This is a genomic window from Erwinia sp. MYb416 (assembly GCF_037479575.1).
Classification (GTDB): domain Bacteria; phylum Pseudomonadota; class Gammaproteobacteria; order Enterobacterales; family Enterobacteriaceae; genus Erwinia; species Erwinia rhapontici.
On record NZ_JBBGYT010000437.1, the window covers coordinates 97,422 to 116,249 of the forward strand.

At 51.1% G+C, this 18,828-nt stretch carries 18 protein-coding genes; 4 read left to right on the forward strand and 14 right to left on the reverse strand.

From position 1 onward, the window contains the following. The first annotated feature begins 2 nt into the window (after positions 1–2). Positions 3–1,070, forward strand: coding sequence for a sugar ABC transporter substrate-binding protein (locus tag WH277_RS08735; RefSeq protein WP_133844740.1), 1,068 nt, complete (start codon positions 3–5; stop codon positions 1,068–1,070). Positions 1,071–1,137: 67 nt separating this feature from the next. On the opposite strand, the gene WH277_RS08740 is transcribed toward WH277_RS08735, so the two are convergent. Continuing rightward, positions 1,138–1,620, reverse strand: coding sequence for a hypothetical protein (locus WH277_RS08740; RefSeq protein ID WP_133844738.1), 483 nt, complete (start codon positions 1,618–1,620; stop codon positions 1,138–1,140). Next, positions 1,617–2,420: a winged helix-turn-helix domain-containing protein gene (locus WH277_RS08745; RefSeq protein WP_339505284.1), complete on the reverse strand. Its 804-nt coding sequence runs from the start codon at positions 2,418–2,420 to the stop codon at positions 1,617–1,619. Before WH277_RS08745 ends, WH277_RS08740 begins: the two co-directional genes overlap by 4 nt. A gap of 375 nt (positions 2,421–2,795) precedes the next feature. On the opposite strand from WH277_RS08745, the gene WH277_RS08750 reads away from it, so the two are divergent. Beyond that, positions 2,796–3,065 carry a FaeA/PapI family transcriptional regulator gene (locus tag WH277_RS08750; RefSeq protein ID WP_133844734.1) on the forward strand — a complete coding sequence of 90 codons (270 nt, stop codon included), beginning with the start codon at positions 2,796–2,798 and terminating at the stop codon, positions 3,063–3,065. A gap of 111 nt (positions 3,066–3,176) precedes the next feature. Here WH277_RS08750 and WH277_RS08755 read toward each other — a convergent pair whose 3' ends face one another. The 8 genes from WH277_RS08755 to WH277_RS08790 all read right to left on the reverse strand — a co-directional run bounded on the left by WH277_RS08755 (position 3,177) and on the right by WH277_RS08790 (position 12,141). Next, positions 3,177–5,249, reverse strand: coding sequence for an FKBP-type peptidyl-prolyl cis-trans isomerase N-terminal domain-containing protein (locus WH277_RS08755; RefSeq protein ID WP_167863221.1), 2,073 nt, complete (start codon positions 5,247–5,249; stop codon positions 3,177–3,179). Continuing rightward, positions 5,246–5,653, reverse strand: coding sequence for a hypothetical protein (locus WH277_RS08760; protein ID WP_133844730.1), 408 nt, complete (start codon positions 5,651–5,653; stop codon positions 5,246–5,248). Before WH277_RS08760 ends, WH277_RS08755 begins: the two co-directional genes overlap by 4 nt. Positions 5,654–5,749: 96 nt before the next feature. After that, positions 5,750–6,391, reverse strand: a complete 642-nt coding sequence (locus WH277_RS08765; protein ID WP_133844728.1) for a helix-turn-helix transcriptional regulator — start codon at positions 6,389–6,391, stop codon at positions 5,750–5,752. Between the two features lie 332 nt (positions 6,392–6,723). After that, complete coding sequence (locus WH277_RS08770; RefSeq protein ID WP_339505289.1) at positions 6,724–7,086, reverse strand: YibL family ribosome-associated protein; 363 nt, start codon at positions 7,084–7,086, stop codon at positions 6,724–6,726. A gap of 73 nt (positions 7,087–7,159) precedes the next feature. After that, a complete protein-coding gene (mtlR, locus tag WH277_RS08775; RefSeq protein WP_133844934.1) occupies positions 7,160–7,720 on the reverse strand; it encodes a mannitol operon repressor MtlR in 561 nt (186 codons plus the stop codon). A 65-nt stretch (positions 7,721–7,785) separates the two neighbouring features. Then, complete coding sequence (mtlD, locus tag WH277_RS08780; protein ID WP_171149531.1) at positions 7,786–8,934, reverse strand: mannitol-1-phosphate 5-dehydrogenase; 1,149 nt, start codon at positions 8,932–8,934, stop codon at positions 7,786–7,788. Positions 8,935–9,033: 99 nt separating this feature from the next. Further along, on the reverse strand, positions 9,034–10,965 hold the full coding sequence (locus WH277_RS08785) for a PTS mannitol transporter subunit IICBA (protein WP_159338258.1): 1,932 nt from the start codon (positions 10,963–10,965) through the stop codon (positions 9,034–9,036). 459 nt (positions 10,966–11,424) lie between these two features. After that, the gene (locus WH277_RS08790) at positions 11,425–12,141 is read right to left on the reverse strand and encodes a DUF3053 domain-containing protein (RefSeq protein ID WP_133844721.1); all 717 of its coding nucleotides are present in this window, start codon (positions 12,139–12,141) and stop codon (positions 11,425–11,427) included. Between the two features lie 332 nt (positions 12,142–12,473). Between WH277_RS08790 and WH277_RS08795 the strand changes: the two genes are divergently transcribed. Next, positions 12,474–12,767 carry an HTH-type transcriptional regulator gene (locus WH277_RS08795; RefSeq protein WP_167863220.1) on the forward strand — a complete coding sequence of 98 codons (294 nt, stop codon included), beginning with the start codon at positions 12,474–12,476 and terminating at the stop codon, positions 12,765–12,767. 46 nt (positions 12,768–12,813) lie between these two features. Here WH277_RS08795 and WH277_RS08800 read toward each other — a convergent pair whose 3' ends face one another. The 3 genes from WH277_RS08800 to glyQ form a co-directional block, all read right to left on the reverse strand. Continuing rightward, positions 12,814–13,860 (reverse strand): NAD(P)-dependent alcohol dehydrogenase, encoded by a 1,047-nt coding sequence (locus tag WH277_RS08800; RefSeq protein WP_133844717.1) that lies wholly within the window; start codon positions 13,858–13,860, stop codon positions 12,814–12,816. A 218-nt stretch (positions 13,861–14,078) separates the two neighbouring features. Beyond that, positions 14,079–16,148, reverse strand: a complete 2,070-nt coding sequence (gene glyS, locus WH277_RS08805; RefSeq protein WP_133844715.1) for a glycine--tRNA ligase subunit beta — start codon at positions 16,146–16,148, stop codon at positions 14,079–14,081. Between the two features lie 9 nt (positions 16,149–16,157). Further along, entirely contained in the window at positions 16,158–17,069 is a 912-nt protein-coding gene (glyQ, locus tag WH277_RS08810) for a glycine--tRNA ligase subunit alpha (protein ID WP_012443081.1), read from the reverse strand. Between the two features lie 228 nt (positions 17,070–17,297). On the opposite strand from glyQ, the gene WH277_RS08815 reads away from it, so the two are divergent. Next, positions 17,298–18,293 carry an acyltransferase gene (locus WH277_RS08815; RefSeq protein WP_133844713.1) on the forward strand — a complete coding sequence of 332 codons (996 nt, stop codon included), beginning with the start codon at positions 17,298–17,300 and terminating at the stop codon, positions 18,291–18,293. Here the strand turns inward: WH277_RS08815 and WH277_RS08820 are convergent. Beyond that, positions 18,286–18,723, reverse strand: coding sequence for a SemiSWEET family sugar transporter (locus WH277_RS08820; protein ID WP_133844711.1), 438 nt, complete (start codon positions 18,721–18,723; stop codon positions 18,286–18,288). The genes WH277_RS08815 and WH277_RS08820 overlap by 8 nt on opposite strands. Positions 18,724–18,828 lie beyond the last annotated feature (105 nt).

Here is an 18,828-nt window from a genome sequence, read left to right on the forward strand (position 1 = left end):
TAATGAAAAAAATCACGACATCGCTGCTGGCTCTGAGCCTGCTGACTGCATTGCCTGCCATCGCTGCAGATATCCCCGTTCCGGCGGCCATCGCCAACCACGAAGGGCCGGTGCGTATTGCGGTGATCCGCAACCTCGGATCTGACGATAACACCACCCAGTTTGTTGCCGGTGCCATTCAGGAAGGCCGTAAGCTGGGCTTTAAAGTCAGCACCTTCCTCAGCAACGGTGACGACGCGCGCTTCCAGGACTTTGTGAATCAGGCTATCAGCCAGAAATATGACGGGATTATCCTGTCTCACGGCAAAGATCCTTACTCTACCGCGCTGGTTAAACGCATCACCGATGCTGGAATCAAAGTCTCTGTGTTTGATACCCCAGTTAACCAGCCGATCGATGGCGTAACCGTGACGGCGCAGGACGATGCTTCTCTGGCACAGCTCTCCCTCGATCAGCTGGTAAAAGATACCAACGGGAAAGCTAACATCGTCAAGCTTTGGGTCGCAGGCTTCCCGGCAATGGAACGTCGTCAGGTTGTTTATGAGAAAGTGCTGAAAGCCAACCCGGGCATTCATCAGCTGGAGTCCATTGGTGCGGTGTCTTCCGATGTGCAGGGGGATACGGCCAACAAAATTGGTGCCATCCTGGCGAAGTACCCTAAGGGTAAGATTGACGCGATTTGGGGCTCGTGGGATGCCTTTGCCCAGGGCGCGTATAAAGCCTTGCAGGAAAATGGCCGTACCGAGATCAAGCTGTACAGCATCGATGTGTCGAACCAGGATCTGCAACTGATGCATGAGAAGAACAGCCCATGGAAACAGACAGTGGCTGTCGACAGCAAGCTGATTGGTGCAACGAATATGCGCCTGGTGGCGAACAAGATTGGCGGTGAAACTACGCCGGCAACGTATCAGTTCACGGCATCAGCGATCTCTCAGCAACAGCTGGCTACCCAGACCGGAGCGGTCAATGTGGCTAACCTGAATAAAATCATCCCAGGCTGGGGCACATCAACCGATTTCGTTGCACCGTGGTTCGCTACCCTGGAAGCGAAATACGCGAAGAAGTAATTCTCTTCGTAGTTGAATAAATTAACGGCTTATCTGCGTGAGTGGGTAAGCCTTTTTTTATGCCTTCTTACTGTGCAATACAGACATACAGCGGGGTGTTGGTATCTGAGATCAGCAGTGCGTTATCACTGAACTGGGACAGTTTCACAATGGACAAGTGGCTTTGCAGGATGGCATGAAAGAAAACATCCTCCGGCGCGGTATCAATATCTCTGACATGACTGCTCGCATAGTTCAGCTCCAGAATGTGGTTTTCCGGATGATAGAGGTAGTCCATCATCAGCGTTCTGCTGAGGGTAAAGTGGCCTTGTTCAGTGAGCAAATGGCCCGAAAACTCCAAGGCCAGCCGCTTTTCACCCAACGTGGTCAGGCTGATACTCCCCTTCATTGCGACCGTGGAAGTGGGTCTGACAAGATCAAAATTCACGTTCCCTTTGCATGAAATACTCAGTTGGGGTTTATCTAGATCAGCCTTTTTCCAGGAGAAACTGATGAAGTAAATGACCATTAAAACAATGATAGCTCCGCTGGTTAAAATAATATTTCTCATGGTTTTTTTATAGTGGCTGAAAGGTAACTCTCACAATATGTGAGCCTGTTTTTTCTGTTCTGATGACACTGAGCAAGAAAAATAGCGCTCTGTTCGTACTCTTTCTTTGGAAAGAAATTGTTAAACCTAAAGTAGATGGTGCTTTTGCTTTTTTTACAGTCGATCTTATTTTTATTGATCAATAACTCTAATATCTTTAGTTTTTCTACTCTGTTTTTGTTTTTATACCCTGCCAAATCCAGGGTCTGACATGTTCCTATTTTGATAAAATCCGCTTTTCCTGAATTGAATGAGTAACGAATTAAGATAAGAGAAATAAAAACAAGACTGATGACGATCGCTGAAACTAAACGCATTTTCTTAATTTTAGGTTTTAACGCACACTTGTTAGACTCAGACACAATAGAAGGTGAAATCTCATTCGGGTTTGTCATTTTTGTAATGGAGTCATTATCAGAATGATGATCAGACCTGGTGAATGTCGTCTCTGCATCCAGGCGAAACCCTTTCTTGGGTATAGTAATAATGATGTTTTCAGTCATTCCAAGCTGTGAAAATGTCTTTCTCAGCAGGCTGATATGGTTGCTTAAATTACTCCCTGAAGGTCTAAGGCCATGTTCTTCCCATACTAAACGAAGTAACTCTTCACGTGTCATTGTTTTACCACAATGCGTAATGAGTTCAGTCAAAAGTCTTGAACCAGGCCTGGAAAGTTGTATGGTTGAATTATCATTATCGATAAGTTTAAGTAATCCATTTATTGAGTCAAAATGGATGATCTGATTAATAAAATAGTCCATTTTTTACTTTTTAAGTATATTCCATTATTTACTCTTTGATTATCTTAATCCTAAGCAGGGATGTCAATGTTTACCCCGTAAGCACAGGGTGGTGTTCTGCTAAGTGCCGACATTTACTTTTTATTATTAATACAATATTAAGATTAATTGTTACAGGTGATTGATTTAATGGTTTTACCAAAAAGAGGTTAAACTAGTCTTTTATTCTTTAAATTTGCGTTTTTGTGGTTTTTAATTTTGGATATATTTAATAATTGATATTAAGTTTTGTTTAATGTGGTTGCGTATTATCATGGCTTCGTTGTGAATTTACAGGGTCTAGTTTTATCACATATTTACTCGGCAGGAGCCGGTTATATCATAAGGAGCAAAAACATGAGTGAATCAATGGCTAAAACCATTCAAAGACGAGCATCAGTTGATAAGGTAATAACTGCACTGCATGATTTCTTTGAAGAGAAAGATTCTACCAGTTCGTCCGTTGTCTTTGCCAGCACAAGAGATGTTGCTGATCGGTCTGAATTGAGCATTTATAATGCCAGGCATATTTTAATAAAACTCGAGAGAGAAGGTGTAATCACCTCAACCAGGAAAGAAAATAGCAAGAGCTTGTACTGGAATAAAACAGATTCTTTCAAGGTGTGATTTTTTATTATGGTGCATCCACTCTCTCAGTGGATGCACTTTTTTTTAATCCCATTATCGTGCAAGATGTCAATTTCTTCCCCCGCCAACGTATGATTGAACTCCTGCATGTCATGGGTACATATCAGCAATTCTTAGGTCATAAATTATCGTGGCATTTGGCGGGATTTTAGGTGGATAACCTTTATCCTTATATGCCAGTTCTGGCGGTACGACGATGGTAATTGAACCATGATTTTTTAATTTCTGTAATGCTTCACGGAAAATCGGTGGGAAGTCAGCTATCGGCTGAGTTAGCATAGTATTGCTAGAATCCATATCGGTGACGACAACGCCATTTGTCAGGCTTTCCTTCACGACGACATCGAGAGTGGCATTCTTTGGTATTGGTGCATCACCTGCATAACTGATGTTATACCAAAATCCGGACGGTGATTTTTTCGTTTTTTTCATTTTAGTGAAATTATTTAAATACTTCTTAGTGGTTTCATCTAAATGAGTGACTAACTTTTCCTGATCGTTTTTCTCCCGGTTGCTGACTTCCAATAAAGTATCTCGTAGTACATCAGTAGACAATTTTGCCTGCCCCTTAAAGGCATCAACGATTCCGGCCAGCACAAGATTTTTCTCTGTTGCCGTACCCCAGTTATTATTGTCTTGCTGCATTTGCAAAATCTCATCGCCAAGAGACATGCCAATAGCGTAGCCTTCACGAGCACTTTTTTTCTTCAGCTGTTCTGGCGTGATACCCGGCAGTTGACTGGTGGTTTTCACCTCTACTTTCTGGCTTTTTACTGAAGCCAGTTCGGCCAATGCTGCCTCTAACCTGGCCTGAAGTTCCGGGAGTTTCTTATCGTTGTCCTGATGACCTTCTTTTGGCGACGTTCCTTCGGGTGCCGTACCGGTAGCGGCGACAACAGGATCTGGTTGCTGTAACTGCACCAGGTCCATCTTCGATTGTAGTGATTTCGCTATGAGCTGGCTCTCGGTTAACTGTGCTTGTAGCTTATCTTTATCGCCTTGCAGCGCCGTTTTCAATTGTTGTGCCTCGGAAAGCTGCTGCTGCAACGCCTGCTGTTGCTTCACGCTGTCGGCAAGCTGGCCTTCGGCGGGGCTGCCCTGGGCAATCTGGTCCAGAAGCTGCTGTTTTTCTTTATCAAACGCCTGTTTATCCGCGGTATTTTCAGCCGCTAATTGCTGCTCTTTGGCGGCGATGCCGTCGCGCTCAGCGGTGATCTTCTCAATATCCTGGCGGCTGGAAGAGAGGTGAGCCTCCAGCTCGGTTATCTTGGCGTTGTGCTGTTCAATTTGCTGCTGCAGTGCCTGCTGCTCTTTTATGCTGGCGGCAAGCTGGGCTTCGGCGGGGCTGCCCTGGGCGATCTGGTCCAGAAGCTGCTGTTTTTCTTTATCAAACGCCTGTTTATCCGCGGTATTTTCAGCTGCTAATTGCTGCTCTTTAGCGGCGATGCCGTCGCGCTCAGCGGTGATCTTCTCAATATCCTGGCGGCTGGAAGAGAGGTGTGCTTCCAGCTCGGTTATCTTGGCGTTGTACTGTTCAATCTGCTGTTTTAATCCCTCTTCATGCGCGCTGACGATGCGATCCTTACCATCGTTAATCGCTTTAAGCTGGCTGCGCAGGGCGGCTTCAGCAAGCTGAACCTCTTTAAGCTGATCTTTTGCTTGCGCTAATTTTGTCACCAGCGAGTTTTGCGTTGGATGGAGGCTGAAAACCTGGCGTAAATCCTTCACCAGATCCAGCATCGCTTCCTTATCGGCAGGGATTAAATGAGGGGGTTCATTGGCTGTATCAGGGGCGGGTGCTGTTTTTTTAAGGGCAACAATCTGCTTTTCAAGCGCGTTTATTGCTCCATTTTTTTGAGCGATTTGCCGGGTTTTATCCTCAATATCTCGTCGTAAGGCGGCCATTTGGCCGCGATCTACGGAAGGTGCTGTCGAAGTCGGCTTTTGCTTAGGTTTGACCGTTTTTCCTGGTTCCCTGGCCAAAGATGGAGGCTCAGGTACTCTGGGCGGTGGCTGCTGTTGCTCCTGCAGATAGGAGGTAGCAAAGTTCAAAACGGCCGGCGCTTCGTGTTCTGCTGCGTACAATTTACTTATACCCAGGCATGCCACCACCAGGGCAGCGGCACCTGACAAAGCAAAGGGAATAGTATATTTACCGATCATGGACGTGCTTCACCTTTGCTGGTTAGGCTATCCATCAGTGTTTGTGCAATGTGAGCACAAAGCTGATTTGCGCGATAGTGATAAAGTGAGTCCACAGTTTCCTGAGTATTCTCATCAACGCTTTTTCGCAGGCCAGTGTATTGAGCTGCGCTGTTCATCAGGTTGTCGAATGCATTTTGCATTCTAATGTATTCTGATGGGCTGACGACTTTCAGCGCCTGAAGCTGAGCCTGGCACTTTTTCAGATTCTCATTTTGTTTAATGTATTTTGCAGTGTGTGCGGATTGCGCTGATGCAGCACGCATTTTCTGCGATGTTGTCTGGCAGCCAGAAAGAGAGAAAATAAACAATACGGCGAACATATTGATAATAAATTTCAATGAAGTATTACGAATTGCCATCATAAAAATAACTCTAATTGAATAACTTTACGGATGATGATTCATCACGATAGGGTATCGGGATATCGCATTTTTGCGCTGCATCACATCCTGCCAGGATTAATGAAATTGGTCGCCAGTACGAATGGATTCACACCAGCCTTCCTGAATTAACCAGTAGTTCAGTTCAGCAGGGCGAATCATATTGAGTTTGCACATAATATTCCGTTTATGTGCGCTGACGGTTTTCTCGCTGATATGGAGGAAGCGTGCCACGCCACCATTACTGATGCCGCGTGCCAGATAGCGGAGAATCTCGGTTTCACGTCTTGTCAGATTCGTCTCCGTACGGCTAACCACTGAACACGGTTGAACAAAGGCACTACGCACGCTATTGAGCTGCTCCAGTTGTTCATTGATCACCGATAACATGCTCTCAACGGACTGGTTGCGATAGAGGGGGGTGTAATGGCTAATGTTGTGCGCTATCCCCTCGGGCTGCTCGTCAGCACTATCGCTATTTTTGATAATGAATATACAAAGCGGTCGTATCGACATCCGGCGATTTAAATAATGGATATTGGCGATGGAAAGTGATTCTTCCGCCAGGAAGATCATTTTCGCCCTGCTGTTAAAAGCACAATCGGTAAAATCAGTGTGAATGTTACGGAGGGAAAAGTTTTCAGCAAGACAATTCGTTAACCCTCTAATATAAAAGCGATTTGGGTCACGGATGACAATGGTGATGTGATTCTTTCGCATGATTAATACCTGAAGTTGTCCCTAACCGGAGACGTCTTATCAACGTCTTGCAAACGTCTCTCCGTGCATTCTTAATAGTACGCTTGCGGTATATTATATTGAATAAATTATCTGAGCGGTATCAAACTTCATTGAAAATTCCTATTGCGATATTTAATTCTGTTATATGTTTTAATTCGAGCCTATGAATCGCAAGAGTAATTTAATGGGTTTTTTTCGACATTTAATATCGGGGTGATATTTTTTTCGGGGATGGGAAAATCATTGGGATAATATCGGATCGTAAAAAAACAGGGTGCCAGGACCCTGTTTTTTTATCGATGGCACGGCTTTTAAAAGGCAGTTTTTGCGAAACCCGTCATCTCTTTCAGACCCATTTCACGGCCCAGTGCGGTCGTCGGATGTACCACAACAAAGCCACGAACGCTTTTCTTCAGCGCCCCCATATTCGCCTGCTCTTTCTTGGTGATGGGGCGGCTAAACGGTAGTTTTTGCAACGCCTGGGCTTCTTTGCTCAGGTTTTCGGCACGCACACCGCGCAGACGCTCGATTTCTGCTTCTAATTTGTCTTTTTCTTTCAATAATTCACCGAGTTTCTCGCTGTCGCCAGACGCCAGCAGAACGGGTTCTTTATGATTGAGCGCATCCAGCTTGTCGCTGAGATCTTTGATTTCTGACTGTACTTGTTCTTTCATAACGATTGACCATTAAATTGATTCATTGCTGCAAAGGATACACGAAAGCGGAGCAAAGAGGGAAAAGGGCGGATTACTTTTTGAAAGCTTGCTTGAGACTGATTTGTGAAATCAGCGTGGTCAGTGACAGGACCATCGTGGAGCGCACTACCTGCTGATAGCGTTGCTGCTGCATAGCACGCAGATCCACATCATCGCCGGCGAAATCAGGACATGGCGGCAGGCCACTAACGCAGTGAAGCTCGCCAAATGGCCCGAGAATTTCGTCATCAGTGAAACGATATTCGCTACCGTCATAATTCAACTCTTCGCGCAATGCCATAAGCAGTTCGCAGTCTTCGTACTCGCTACGGTTAATCATGCCAAGGCCGTAGATCAGCTTCAGGCGTACCGACAGTTCACCCAGCGGGCCATCGCCCAGTAGTAGCGGTTCCACAGCGTATTTGACGGCATAATCATCCTTACGGAACACCTGTATCACCAGTATGTTCACCGCTTCTGCCAGCAGTTCAACAGTGGCGATAAGAAAGCTTCTTACCGATCGTCCGGCATTAAGGCGTTCGAGCACCCGGTTTTCAAAAGCCTGAGGTTGTTCCATGAGTGCCTGCATATCATTCATATGGCCTAATAACATCTGCGCGGGCACAGCAGCAGTGCTGTGCCCTGATTGTTCGTCCGTGAGGAGCGCTTGCGCCGACATTATGCCATAGCGTTCCAGGCCTTCACTACCGCCTTGACCACATCGCTGTCGATATCCAGACCGGAAATTTGTGCCAGCGTCGTCGCGACATCCTGGCTTGCCAGCAGGGCAGCCAGTTCCTGCGCCTGTGGATCTTGCTCGCTGCGGTAATGCAGTGCGGCGGCAATCCCGGTGACCAGGTTGTCATGCGGTAGCTGGTACTCCAGTGTGCCCAGTGTTGGTTTGATCAGGCGATCGCCTGCGCTCAATTTACGCAGCGGCTGGCGGCCCACACGCTCAACGTCATCTTTCAGATACGGGTTTTCAAAACGGCCAAGGATTTTCTGGATATAGGCCGCGTGTTTTACCGCGTCAAAATCATAACGTTTAATCAGCACTGCGCCGCTCTCTTCCATTGCGCCCTGCACGACAGCACGCACTTTTTCATCGAGAATGGCTTCGCGAATGGTTTGATGACCTGCCAGCTGCCCAAGATAGGCGGTAATGGCGTGGCCGGTATTGAGGGTGAACAGCTTGCGCTCGACGAATGCCATCAGATTATCGGTCAACTCCATGCCGGGGATGGCAGGCAGGTCGCCTTTGAACTGCGTCTGGTCGACGATCCACTCGCTGAAGGTTTCTACCGTCACTTCCAGCGGATCGCTGCTGCCGGCTTCAGAAGGCGGCACAATGCGGTCAACGGCAGAGTCGACGAAGCCTACATGTGCTTCGACCCAGGCGTGATACTGCTCAGGCAGTGCTTTCAGCACGTGGCCTTTCAACTGTGTGGTGCCGCGCACCATATTCTCGCAGGCAATAATGTTCAGCGGACGGGTATTAGCGCTATCACTGCGTTTGGCCAACCCTTTGGCAATGCTGGCGGCAATGCGCTCAAGGATCTGTGGACCAACCGCCGTGGTAACGATATCAACCTCTGCTACCAGCGCAATAATATCATCGCTGGTACTGTTAACGGCGTTCACACCTTTAACAATCTCAACCTGCGCCTGCTCACCCACCACATGCACCGGGTACTCGCCGCGCGCGTTCAGGGCATCCAGCACCACCTGATTAACGTCTGCGAAAGTGAGCTGAATGCCAGCATCAGCCAGCAGTTTACCGATAAAGCCACGGCCGATATTTCCGGCGCCAAAATGTAATGCTTTCATAATTATTCCCGTATCAAAGATGTAAAGGTTGGACATGCCCAAACCAAAAAAGGGCCGGGCATGCCCAGCCCTACACAGAGGTGTGATGATGAAACCCGCTTACGCGCTGGTTTTACCGGACAGGAGGTCGAGAACTTCCTGCACACTGGTCGTGGTCGCCAGACGGGCGATCACGCTGTCATCATCCAGCGCATTAGTCAGGCTGGTAATAACCTGAATGTGCTCGTTATTACGTGCTGCGATACCAATCACCAGACGCGCGATATCATCCGGCTCTTCGCCGAAGTGAACCCCTGCCGGGTACTGACAGAAGACCACGCCAGTTTTCAGCACACGGTCTTTTGCTTCCACGGTGCCGTGCGGCACGGCGATAGATTCACCGAGGTAAGTCGGTGTCAGCTTTTCACGTTCCAGCATTGCGGCAACGTATTCCGGCTCAACGTAGCCGCCTTTCACCAACTGCTCACCGGCAAAGCGAATGGCCTGCTCTTTATTGTCCGCATGATTGCCCAGGAACACGTTGCTGGCGCTCAGTTTGAACAGGTGATCCTGGCCTTCGTCAAAGCTGTCGCTCAGCGTGGTACTCACTTTCTCACGGTGACCCGCGCTGCGCCCGGCTTCCACCAGACGTGCTGTCAGGTCGTTATACAGGCCGCTGTCGAGGAAGTTGGTCAGCGAGATGTGCTGGGCATGAGGCGCCTGGCGCATCGCTCGTTCGGTCAGATCGCGGTGAGTAATCACCAGGTCGACATCGCCCGGCAGACTGTTAATCGCGGTGTTGGTCACGGAGATGTTGGTCAGCCCTGCATCGTTCACTTTCTTACGCAGCACACCGGCACCCATGGCGCTGGAACCCATACCCGCATCGCAGGCAACGATGATTTTACGGACGTGGCTCAGATCGCTATGCAGGCCATCAGCACCGCCAGCAGGGGCAGTTGACTGGCCTTTAGACTGGGCTTTCATTTCCTGTACGCGACGTGATGCAGCTTCGATGTCGTCATCTTCTTTCACTTTGCTGGTTTTCAGCAGAATGGCAGAAACCACGAAGGAGACAGCAAAGGCGGCAAAGATCGCGGCGATGTTCGCGAAGTAAGCCCCTTTTGGCGTCATTGCCAGCACCGCCAGGATGGAACCCGGTGAAGCCGGAGACACCAGGCCGCCGTTCAGCAGAGTCAGGGTGAATACACCGGTCATACCCCCGAGGATCACCGCCAGAATCAGGCGTGGGTTCATCAGCACATACGGGAAGTAGATTTCGTGGATACCACCGAGGAAGTGGATAATGGCAGCGCCACCGGCAGACTGCTTGGCATTACCACGGCCAAAGAACATATAGGCCATCAGTACGCCCATACCTGGGCCCGGGTTCGCTTCGATCAGGAAGAAGATCGACTTACCGGCTTCGCTGGCCTGCTGGATACCCAGTGGCGAGAAGATACCGTGGTTAATGGCGTTATTCAGGAACAGGATTTTTGCCGGTTCCACGAAGATCGAGGTCAGTGGCAGCAGGTTGTTCTGCACCATCAGATTGACGCCTGCGGCGAGAATATGGGACAGACCTTCTACCAGTGGACCAATTGCCAGGAATGCGAGGATAGCCAACAGCATGCCGATGATACCGGCAGAGAAGTTGTTCACCAGCATTTCAAAGCCGCTTTTGATTTTACCGTCAACCTGGCGGTCGAAGGTTTTAATCGCCCAGCCGCCCAGAGGACCTGCAATCATTGAACCGAGGAACATTGGCATGTCCGCACCCACAATCACGCCCATGGTGGTAATAGCACCTACCACACCGCCGCGATCGCCGCCGACCAGACGACCCCCTGTAAAGCCGATCAGCAGTGGCAACAGGTAGGTAATCATTGGGCCAACCAGTTTCGCCAGTGTTTCGTTTGGCAGCCATCCGGTAGGAATAAACAGTGCGGTGATAATACCCCAGGCGATAAACGCCCCGATGTTTGGCATTACCATGTTGCTCAGAAAGCGACCAAAGTTCTGAACCTTGATCTTGATATCTGATGAGGACATAAAAAACACCCCTTATTGGTACGCGCCGCCAAATAAGAGAGCGCGTTGAATTTTTGTTTTAGACCCGACAGTGGGAAGCCGTCAGTATCACTGTATGCAGGCGGACTCTATCACGCGAATATGACGCTGCGTAGCTGTCGGGATAAGTGTGATGTAGATCACTATGTTAGGTGGGGTGCATGGGTTGTTTTAGTGATAACGATCACATTTAAGGAGTGTATGAAAAGGACGGTGGCGAATATTTAAACAATAACAACCGCGTGATGTGATGTGTATCACAAATGTATGTTGTTTGTTTGTTTTTGATTTGTGATGTTGATCACAAATTATTTGAGGGCTGAATGCGTGCGATCACACTTCTTCTGCCCGTCGAAACATGAGATGAGTCTTATGTAAGAAAGTGACAGGTGAGAGGGGAAGGAACATCAGAGCTGACGATTGTCAGCTCTGATGCAGAATTTACTGGAAATTGCCCTTCAGCGCGGCTTGCGCCTGGGTCAACGCCTGGGCATTGGTGCTCAGATTGCTCATCAGCGTATTGTACTGCGTGGCCTGAGGCTGGGTCGGGAACTGGATCGCAGAACCGTTAAAACTGACGTTTGCGCCCTGCTGTTGCAGGAAGTCACCGGTCTGTACCGCATCCTGGCTCAGGGTTTGTAACGCGGGCAGCAGCGGTGCCAGTGTTGCAGCAGGTTGAGTGACCACTTTGTTAAACACATTGTCGTACACGGTTTTTAAATCTTCCGGCTGTTTCAGTGCCGCCTTGCTGCTGTCGGCCTGCATTTTCGCGGACTGAATCTGCTGGGTCAGTACCCCAAGAGAACCGCTCACCTGGCGCAGGGCATCACGGCGTGTCAGGTAATCCTGCGGAGTGTGGATGGCTGACAGCTCATCAACCACCGGTTTCAGCCCGGAATCCACGGCACGATTTACCTGCTGAGAAAAACCATAAAGAATCGCGTAATCGCTGACGAAGGGACCAAATTTCTGCTTCTGATCTTCACTCAGGCTGGGCAGATGTTCGCCGCTGCGCATAACGGTGTTTTGCAGGAAATCGATAAACGCTTTACGTTGATCGGCTTCGTTATCGCCACAGCCAGTAAGTTGTAACACCATAAATAGCGCCATAACGGGCACCAGCAGACGCGTCAAGATGCGTGATGATCCTGTCATCATAAGAAATTAACTCCTGTTAACAAATACTTATCGGTTTTATTCAAACTACAAATGTTGGGTAAAGAATAGTCGAAATCACTTTTGATGGATAGCGATGTCTGTGTAACTTATTTTTGCGCTGTATTTGTGAGGCGGGCTGCAACGCAGGATGGAAAAATAAACAAAAAATATGATCCCGATCTCGCAAAATGATCTCATACTTATGATCCTGGCGTTTCCCTGTGCTGCCCCAAAAAGCGTCCCAGTGGCTGATGTATGCCAGCATTGAGAACCTGGATTTAAGGTTCTTTCCCTCTGGTTGTTCACGTTTAGTGAGTTTTCGAGGAGTGCTTATGGAGACTAAAGATCCCATGTCCGAACTGCTTTCCAGTCTGGAGCAGATTGTTATGACCCGCCCTATGATGCATGTCATTCCGGCCCTGAAGAGTGATGTGGCGCAGCCCGAGCCAAAGCGAGTTCGGGAAATTACCGGCATGCAGATTGATGAATTTGCTCAGGCGTTAGGTGTCAGTGTTTCTTCAGTGAAAAACTGGGAAGCCAAAAAAACCAAACCCTCAGGCAGTGCGCAAAAATTAATGCAGTTGATACACTCGAATCCATGTCTCAGCAGACAGCTGCTGGACTGACCGAAAAAACCCGCCATCAGGCGGGTTCTTGTTTTTAGGCTAATGATTATTGCCCGGCTTTCATATCAATCACAAAGCGGTACTTCACATCCCCTTTCAGCATCCGTTCAAATGCCTGCTCAACCTCATCGAGACGAATCACTTCCACATCGGACACGATATTGTGCTGACCACAGAAATCCAGCATCTCCTGCGTCTCTTTGATGCTGCCGATAGAGGTCCCGGAAATGCTCAGGCGTTTGAAAACGATAGGCGTAACGTCCGGCGACGTGTGCGGTGAGTCAGGAATACCGACCAGCACCAGATGACCATTGGTTTTCAGCGCGCTGAGGTACGGGTCAAGATCGTGCGGGGCGGCAACGCAGTCCAGGATCATATCCAGGCTGTTTTTCACCCCGGCCATTTGCTCCGCATCTTTCGAAACCACAACCTGGCTGGCGCCGAGGCGCAGTGCATCGGCCCCTTTGGCAGGGGAGGTGGTAAACAGAACCACTTCCGCGCCCAGCGCAGCAGCCAGTTTCACCGCCATATGGCCGAGGCCACCCAGGCCAATGACGCCGACGCGCTGGCCTGCCTGAATGTTCCAGTGCTTGAGCGGTGACCAGGTGGTGACGCCCGCGCACAGCAGGGGGGCCACGGCGCTGAGTTCCAGATTTTCCGGCACGGCCACCACAAACTTGCTGTCGACCACGATGCTGTCGGAGTAACCCCCAAAGGTTTTGCCGCCGATCACTTTCTCGTCGCTGTTGTAGGTCGCGGTGAAGCCTTCTTCGCAGTACTGCTCTTCACCCTCGTGGCACTGGGCGCAGTGGCCGCAGGAGTCCACCATCACGCCAACGCCGACCAGATCCCCGGCTTTAAACGCGCTGACCGCGCTGCCGGTGCTGACCACGCGGCCAACGATTTCGTGGCCTGGCACCAGCGGGAACTGGCTGACGCCCCATTCGTTACGCGCCATATGCAGGTCGGAATGGCAGACACCACAGTAGTGGATATCGATGTGGATATCGTTAGCCTGGAGTTCTCGGCGGGTAAATTCGAAGGGTTCCAGCGGGGTGTTTGCTGCTTTGGCAGCGAATCCATAGGATTGCATGATGTCTCAACCTGGTTGGCGAAAACCGCACAGGGTAAGGAAATGGGGGGAGGAGGGCAAGGCGGAATTGTAAAGCGGGATGTCGACGAGCGAAAAATACGGCGGGTGCAAATTATCGGCACGGGGCGACCGGAAAAAATGGTCGCCCCTACGGTTCGGAGCAACCTGGATCCCGTAGGGGCGGACACCTGTTTCGGTCCGCCCGTAACAGCATCACATTACTGTAGCAGAGAGATATCCGCTACCTGCAGGAACAGCTCGCGCAGTTTCGCCAGCAGCGTCAGACGGTTAATACGCACTTCTTTCTCTTCGGCATTGACCATCACCTTGTCAAAGAAGTTGTCCACCGCTTCACGCAGCTGTGCCAGCTCAATGAGAGCGTCCTGGTAGCGTCCTTCCGCGAAGAACGGCTGCAGTTTGCTGCTCAGCGCCGACACGTAGGTCGCCAGCTTGATCTCTTCATTCTCTTTCAGCAGTGACGCCTGCACGCTGTCGTTCAGCGGTTCAGTCGCTTTAGCGAGAATGTTGGAGACGCGCTTGTTGGCACCTGCCAGGCTGGCTGCCTGCTCCAGCGTACGGAAGTGAGATACTGCCTTCATACGCGCATCGAAGTCGGCCGGACGCGTTGGACGACGTGCCAGTACCGCCTGAATGGTATCGACGCTGTGGCCTTCTTCCTGGTACCAGGTACGGAAGCGACCCAGCATAAAGTCGATCACTTCATCCACTGCTTTAGCGTTAGACAGCTTGCTGCCATACAGGCGCACGGCTTCTTCTGTCAGGGTTTGCAGATCGAGCGGCAGGTTCTTCTCAACGATGATACGCAGCACGCCCAGCGCAGCACGACGCAGAGCAAACGGGTCTTTATCGCCTTTCGGATGCTGACCAATACCGAAGATACCCGCCAGGGTATCCATCTTGTCAGCGATAGCCAGCGCACAGGCAACCGGGTTGGACGGCAGCTGATCGCCGGCAAAGCGCGGCTGATACTGCTCGTTCAGCGCCACGGCCACGTCTTCGGCTTCGCCATCATGACGCGCGTAGTGCATCCCCATCACACCCTGGGTGTCGGTGAACTCAAACACCATATTGGTCATCAGGTCGCACTTGGACAGCAGGCCTGCACGGGTCGCGTGATTAACATCCGCACCGATCTGCGCAGCAATCCAGCCTGCCAGCGCCTGAATGCGGTCGGTTTTATCACGCAGCGATCCCAGCTCTTTCTGGAACAGCACGGTTTCCAGACGCGGCAGGTTATCTTCCAGGCGACGTTTACGGTCGCTGTTAAAGAAGAACTCGGCGTCAGCGAGACGTGGACGCACCACTTTCTCGTTACCGGAGATAATCTGCTGCGGATCTTTCGATTCGATATTGGTCACGAAGATAAAGTTAGGCAGCAGCTTGCCCGCGTTGTCGTACACCGGGAAGTACTTCTGATCGCCCTTCATGGTGTAGACCAGCGCTTCTGCCGGTACCGCGAGGAACTTCTCTTCAAACTTCGCCGTCAACACCACCGGCCACTCGACCAGGGAAGTGACTTCTTCCAGCAGACTGTCGCTCAGATCGGCAATGCCGCCAATTTTTGCCGCAGCGGCTTCAGCATCGGCTTTGATGGTGGCTTTACGCACGGCGTAATCCGCCTGCACCTTGCCGCGCTCCAGCAGGATCTGCGGATACTGGTCAGCGTTATCAATGGTGAACTCAGGCTCGCCCATAAAGCGGTGACCGCGAATGATACGTGCAGAGTCGATACCCAGAATTTTTGCCGGGATCAGCTCATCACCCAACAGCAGCGTGACGGTATGCACCGGGCGCACGAACTGCACCTCGGACGCGCCCCAGCGCATCAGTTTCGGGATCGGCAGCTTCGCCAGGGAGGTGGCGATCATCGCGGGCAGCAGGGCCTGGGCACTTTCGCCAGTGACCTGAGCGCGATACAGCAGCCATTCACCTTTATCGGTGCTCAGACGCTCGGCCTGATCAACGGTGATGCCGCAGCCACGTGCCCAGCCTTCAGCGGCTTTGCTCGGGACGCCATTCGCATCAAAAGCGGCCTGAATGGCCGGGCCACGTTTTTCCACTTCGCGATCGGGCTGCGCAGCGGCCAGATTCGCCACTTTCAGTGCCAGACGGCGCGGCGCGGCAAACCAGCTGACTTCGCCGTGGGCCAGGCCAGCGGCATCCAGTTCAGCGGTAAAATTGGCGGCAAAGGATTCTGCCAGGCTGCGCAGTGCTTTTGGTGGCAGCTCTTCGGTGCCGATCTCCACCAGGAAGGTTTTTTCAGTCATGGCTGCCTCTTATTTCTTGTTATTGCACATCGGGAAGCCCAGTGCCTCGCGGGAGGCATAGTAAGCTTCAGCCACGGCTTTCGTCAGGGTGCGGATGCGCAGAATATAGCGCTGACGCTCGGTGACGGAGATCGCTTTACGCGCATCCAGCAGGTTAAAGCTGTGTGCGGCTTTCAGAATACGTTCGTAGGCAGGCAGCGGCAGGGGTTTTTCCAACGCCAGCAGGCTCTGCGCTTCCTTCTCGTACTGCTCGAAGCAGGTAAACAGGAAGTCGACGTCAGCGTATTCGAAGTTATAGGTGGACTGCTCCACTTCGTTCTGGTGGAACACATCGCCGTAGGTGGTTTTCCCCAACGGACCGTCGCTCCAGACCAGATCGTAAACGCTGTCCACGCCCTGGATGTACATCGCCAGGCGCTCAAGACCGTAGGTGATCTCACCGGTAACCGGTTTACATTCCAGACCGCCAACCTGCTGGAAGTAGGTGAACTGCGTCACTTCCATACCGTTCAGCCACACTTCCCAGCCCAGACCCCAGGCACCCAGCGTTGGGTTTTCCCAGTTATCTTCCACAAAGCGGATGTCGTGGATGGTCGGGTCCATGCCCAGCTCTTTCAGGGAGCCGAGATAAAGCTCCTGAATATTGTCGGGTGAAGGTTTGATGATCACCTGGAACTGGTAATAGTGCTGAAGTCGGTTCGGGTTCTCACCGTAGCGGCCATCGGTCGGGCGACGTGAAGGCTGCACATAGGCAACGGCCGTCGGCTCCGGACCCAGCGCACGCAGGCAGGTCATTGGGTGAGAAGTACCAGCGCCCACTTCCATATCCAGAGGTTGGATGATGGTGCAGCCCTGGCGTGCCCAGTAATCCTGTAAGGTCAGGATCAGCCCCTGAAAGGTCTTGGTATCAAACTTTTGCATTTGGATTCGCACGCGATACGAGTGGTGATAAAAAGTGGGCGTCAGTATACCCTTTGACCGTACCTATTACCAAAATGCCGTGAGGGGGGATTCAGGAATTTTTGTCGCCTCCACCACATAATCCCTTCATCCTGGTCCTATTTTTCCCCTCTCCGGTTGTTGAAGCGCAGCGACCTGGCTACCCTCTTTCTCGCATTAATGCAGATTTTGCCGGGAACAGAGGATGAAATGTCGCAAAAGATAGGATGGATAGAGAATTTACGCGCAGTTGCCTGCCTGATGGTGATTATGATCCACACCACCACCTGGTATGTGACCACCGGGATGTCGGTGGGTGAGCACAGCTGGGATCTCTCCAACCTGCTTAATTCGGCCTCACGCGTCTGCGTGCCGATCTTCTTTATGATTTCTGGTTACCTGTTCTTCGGAGAACGCAGCGCCCAGGGGCGGCATTTCCTGCGCATCGTGCTGTGCCTGCTGTTCTACAGCACGGTGGCGCTGATTTACATCACGCTGCTGACACCGATAAATGAAGCGATGTCGGTGAAGCATCTGCTGCAAAAGCCGGTGTTCTATCACCTCTGGTTCTTCTTCGCGATTATCGTCATTTATCTGCTGTCACCGTTGATCCAGGTGAAGCCGGTGCGGGCGGGTTACCTGGCCGTGGTGACGTTGGTGATAGCGCTGCTGGCTAACCCCAACACCGTCGACAGCTCTATTGCCCGCTTCCACTGGCTGCCGATCAATCTGTATATCAACGGTGATACAATTTATTACCTGCTGTACGCCCTGTTTGGCCGGGCGATTGGGATGATGGAAACGCAAAAACGCGGCGTCTCCTGGCTGGCGGGTGGGGTGTTTGTGGCCTGTGTGCTGATGATTGCCTTTGGCACCAAACGGCAGTTCGCGATCAATGGAGCTTTTGCCGATACCTGGTATCTTTACTGCGGCCCGGCGGTATTTTTCGCCGCCGTCAGCCTGTTGGTGCTGTTTAAAAACACCCTTAACGACCACGTTAACCCGTTCTTTGCCCTGATTTCCCGCTGTTCACTGCCGATTTACGGCTTCCATGCGCTGTTTATTCACTTTATGCGCACCCACGACCTGGATAACACCGACCATCCGCTGATCGATATCCCGCTGATATTCGGCATTACCCTGGCAGGCAGCCTGCTGCTGGCACTCGGCTTGCAGAAGCTGGATAAACGCCACCTGGTTAGCTGACTTTTTTCCCCTGCTCCGGGGCGTTTTTCAGCGGACGCAAACGGCGGATGCGTGGATTAAGGATCACTCCGGGCATGCGTACCAGCCTGCGGCGGTTAGGGTTAGGCAGCGGGCGCTCGTGCCACAGTTTGAGCAGAATCACCGTCAGCGCCAGCAGGGAGGTAATGCCGTTGGCGACCATCACTGGCACATCGTTCATCCGGTGGCCGTACCACGTCCAGCAGGAAACGCCAAAGAACAGCGCTGCCCACATCCCCAGTGACAGGCCGCTGGTATCCTTATTTTTCACGATATGCAGCACCTGCAGGCAGAACGAGCCGGTCGTCACCCAGGCCGCCAGCGTCCCCAGCCAGACCGGCCACGGCGACAAAAAGTAAATCGACAGCAGTGCCAGCGCCACGGTAGCGGCAACAATTAACAGGTTCTTCATAATGATGTGCCTCGTATTTTGTTAAGCCGGAATCGCCTCTTATGGTAGCTAAATCGGTTTAGCTTTTAGGGCGAAAAAGGGCGAATGTTACGAGTAACACTAGCA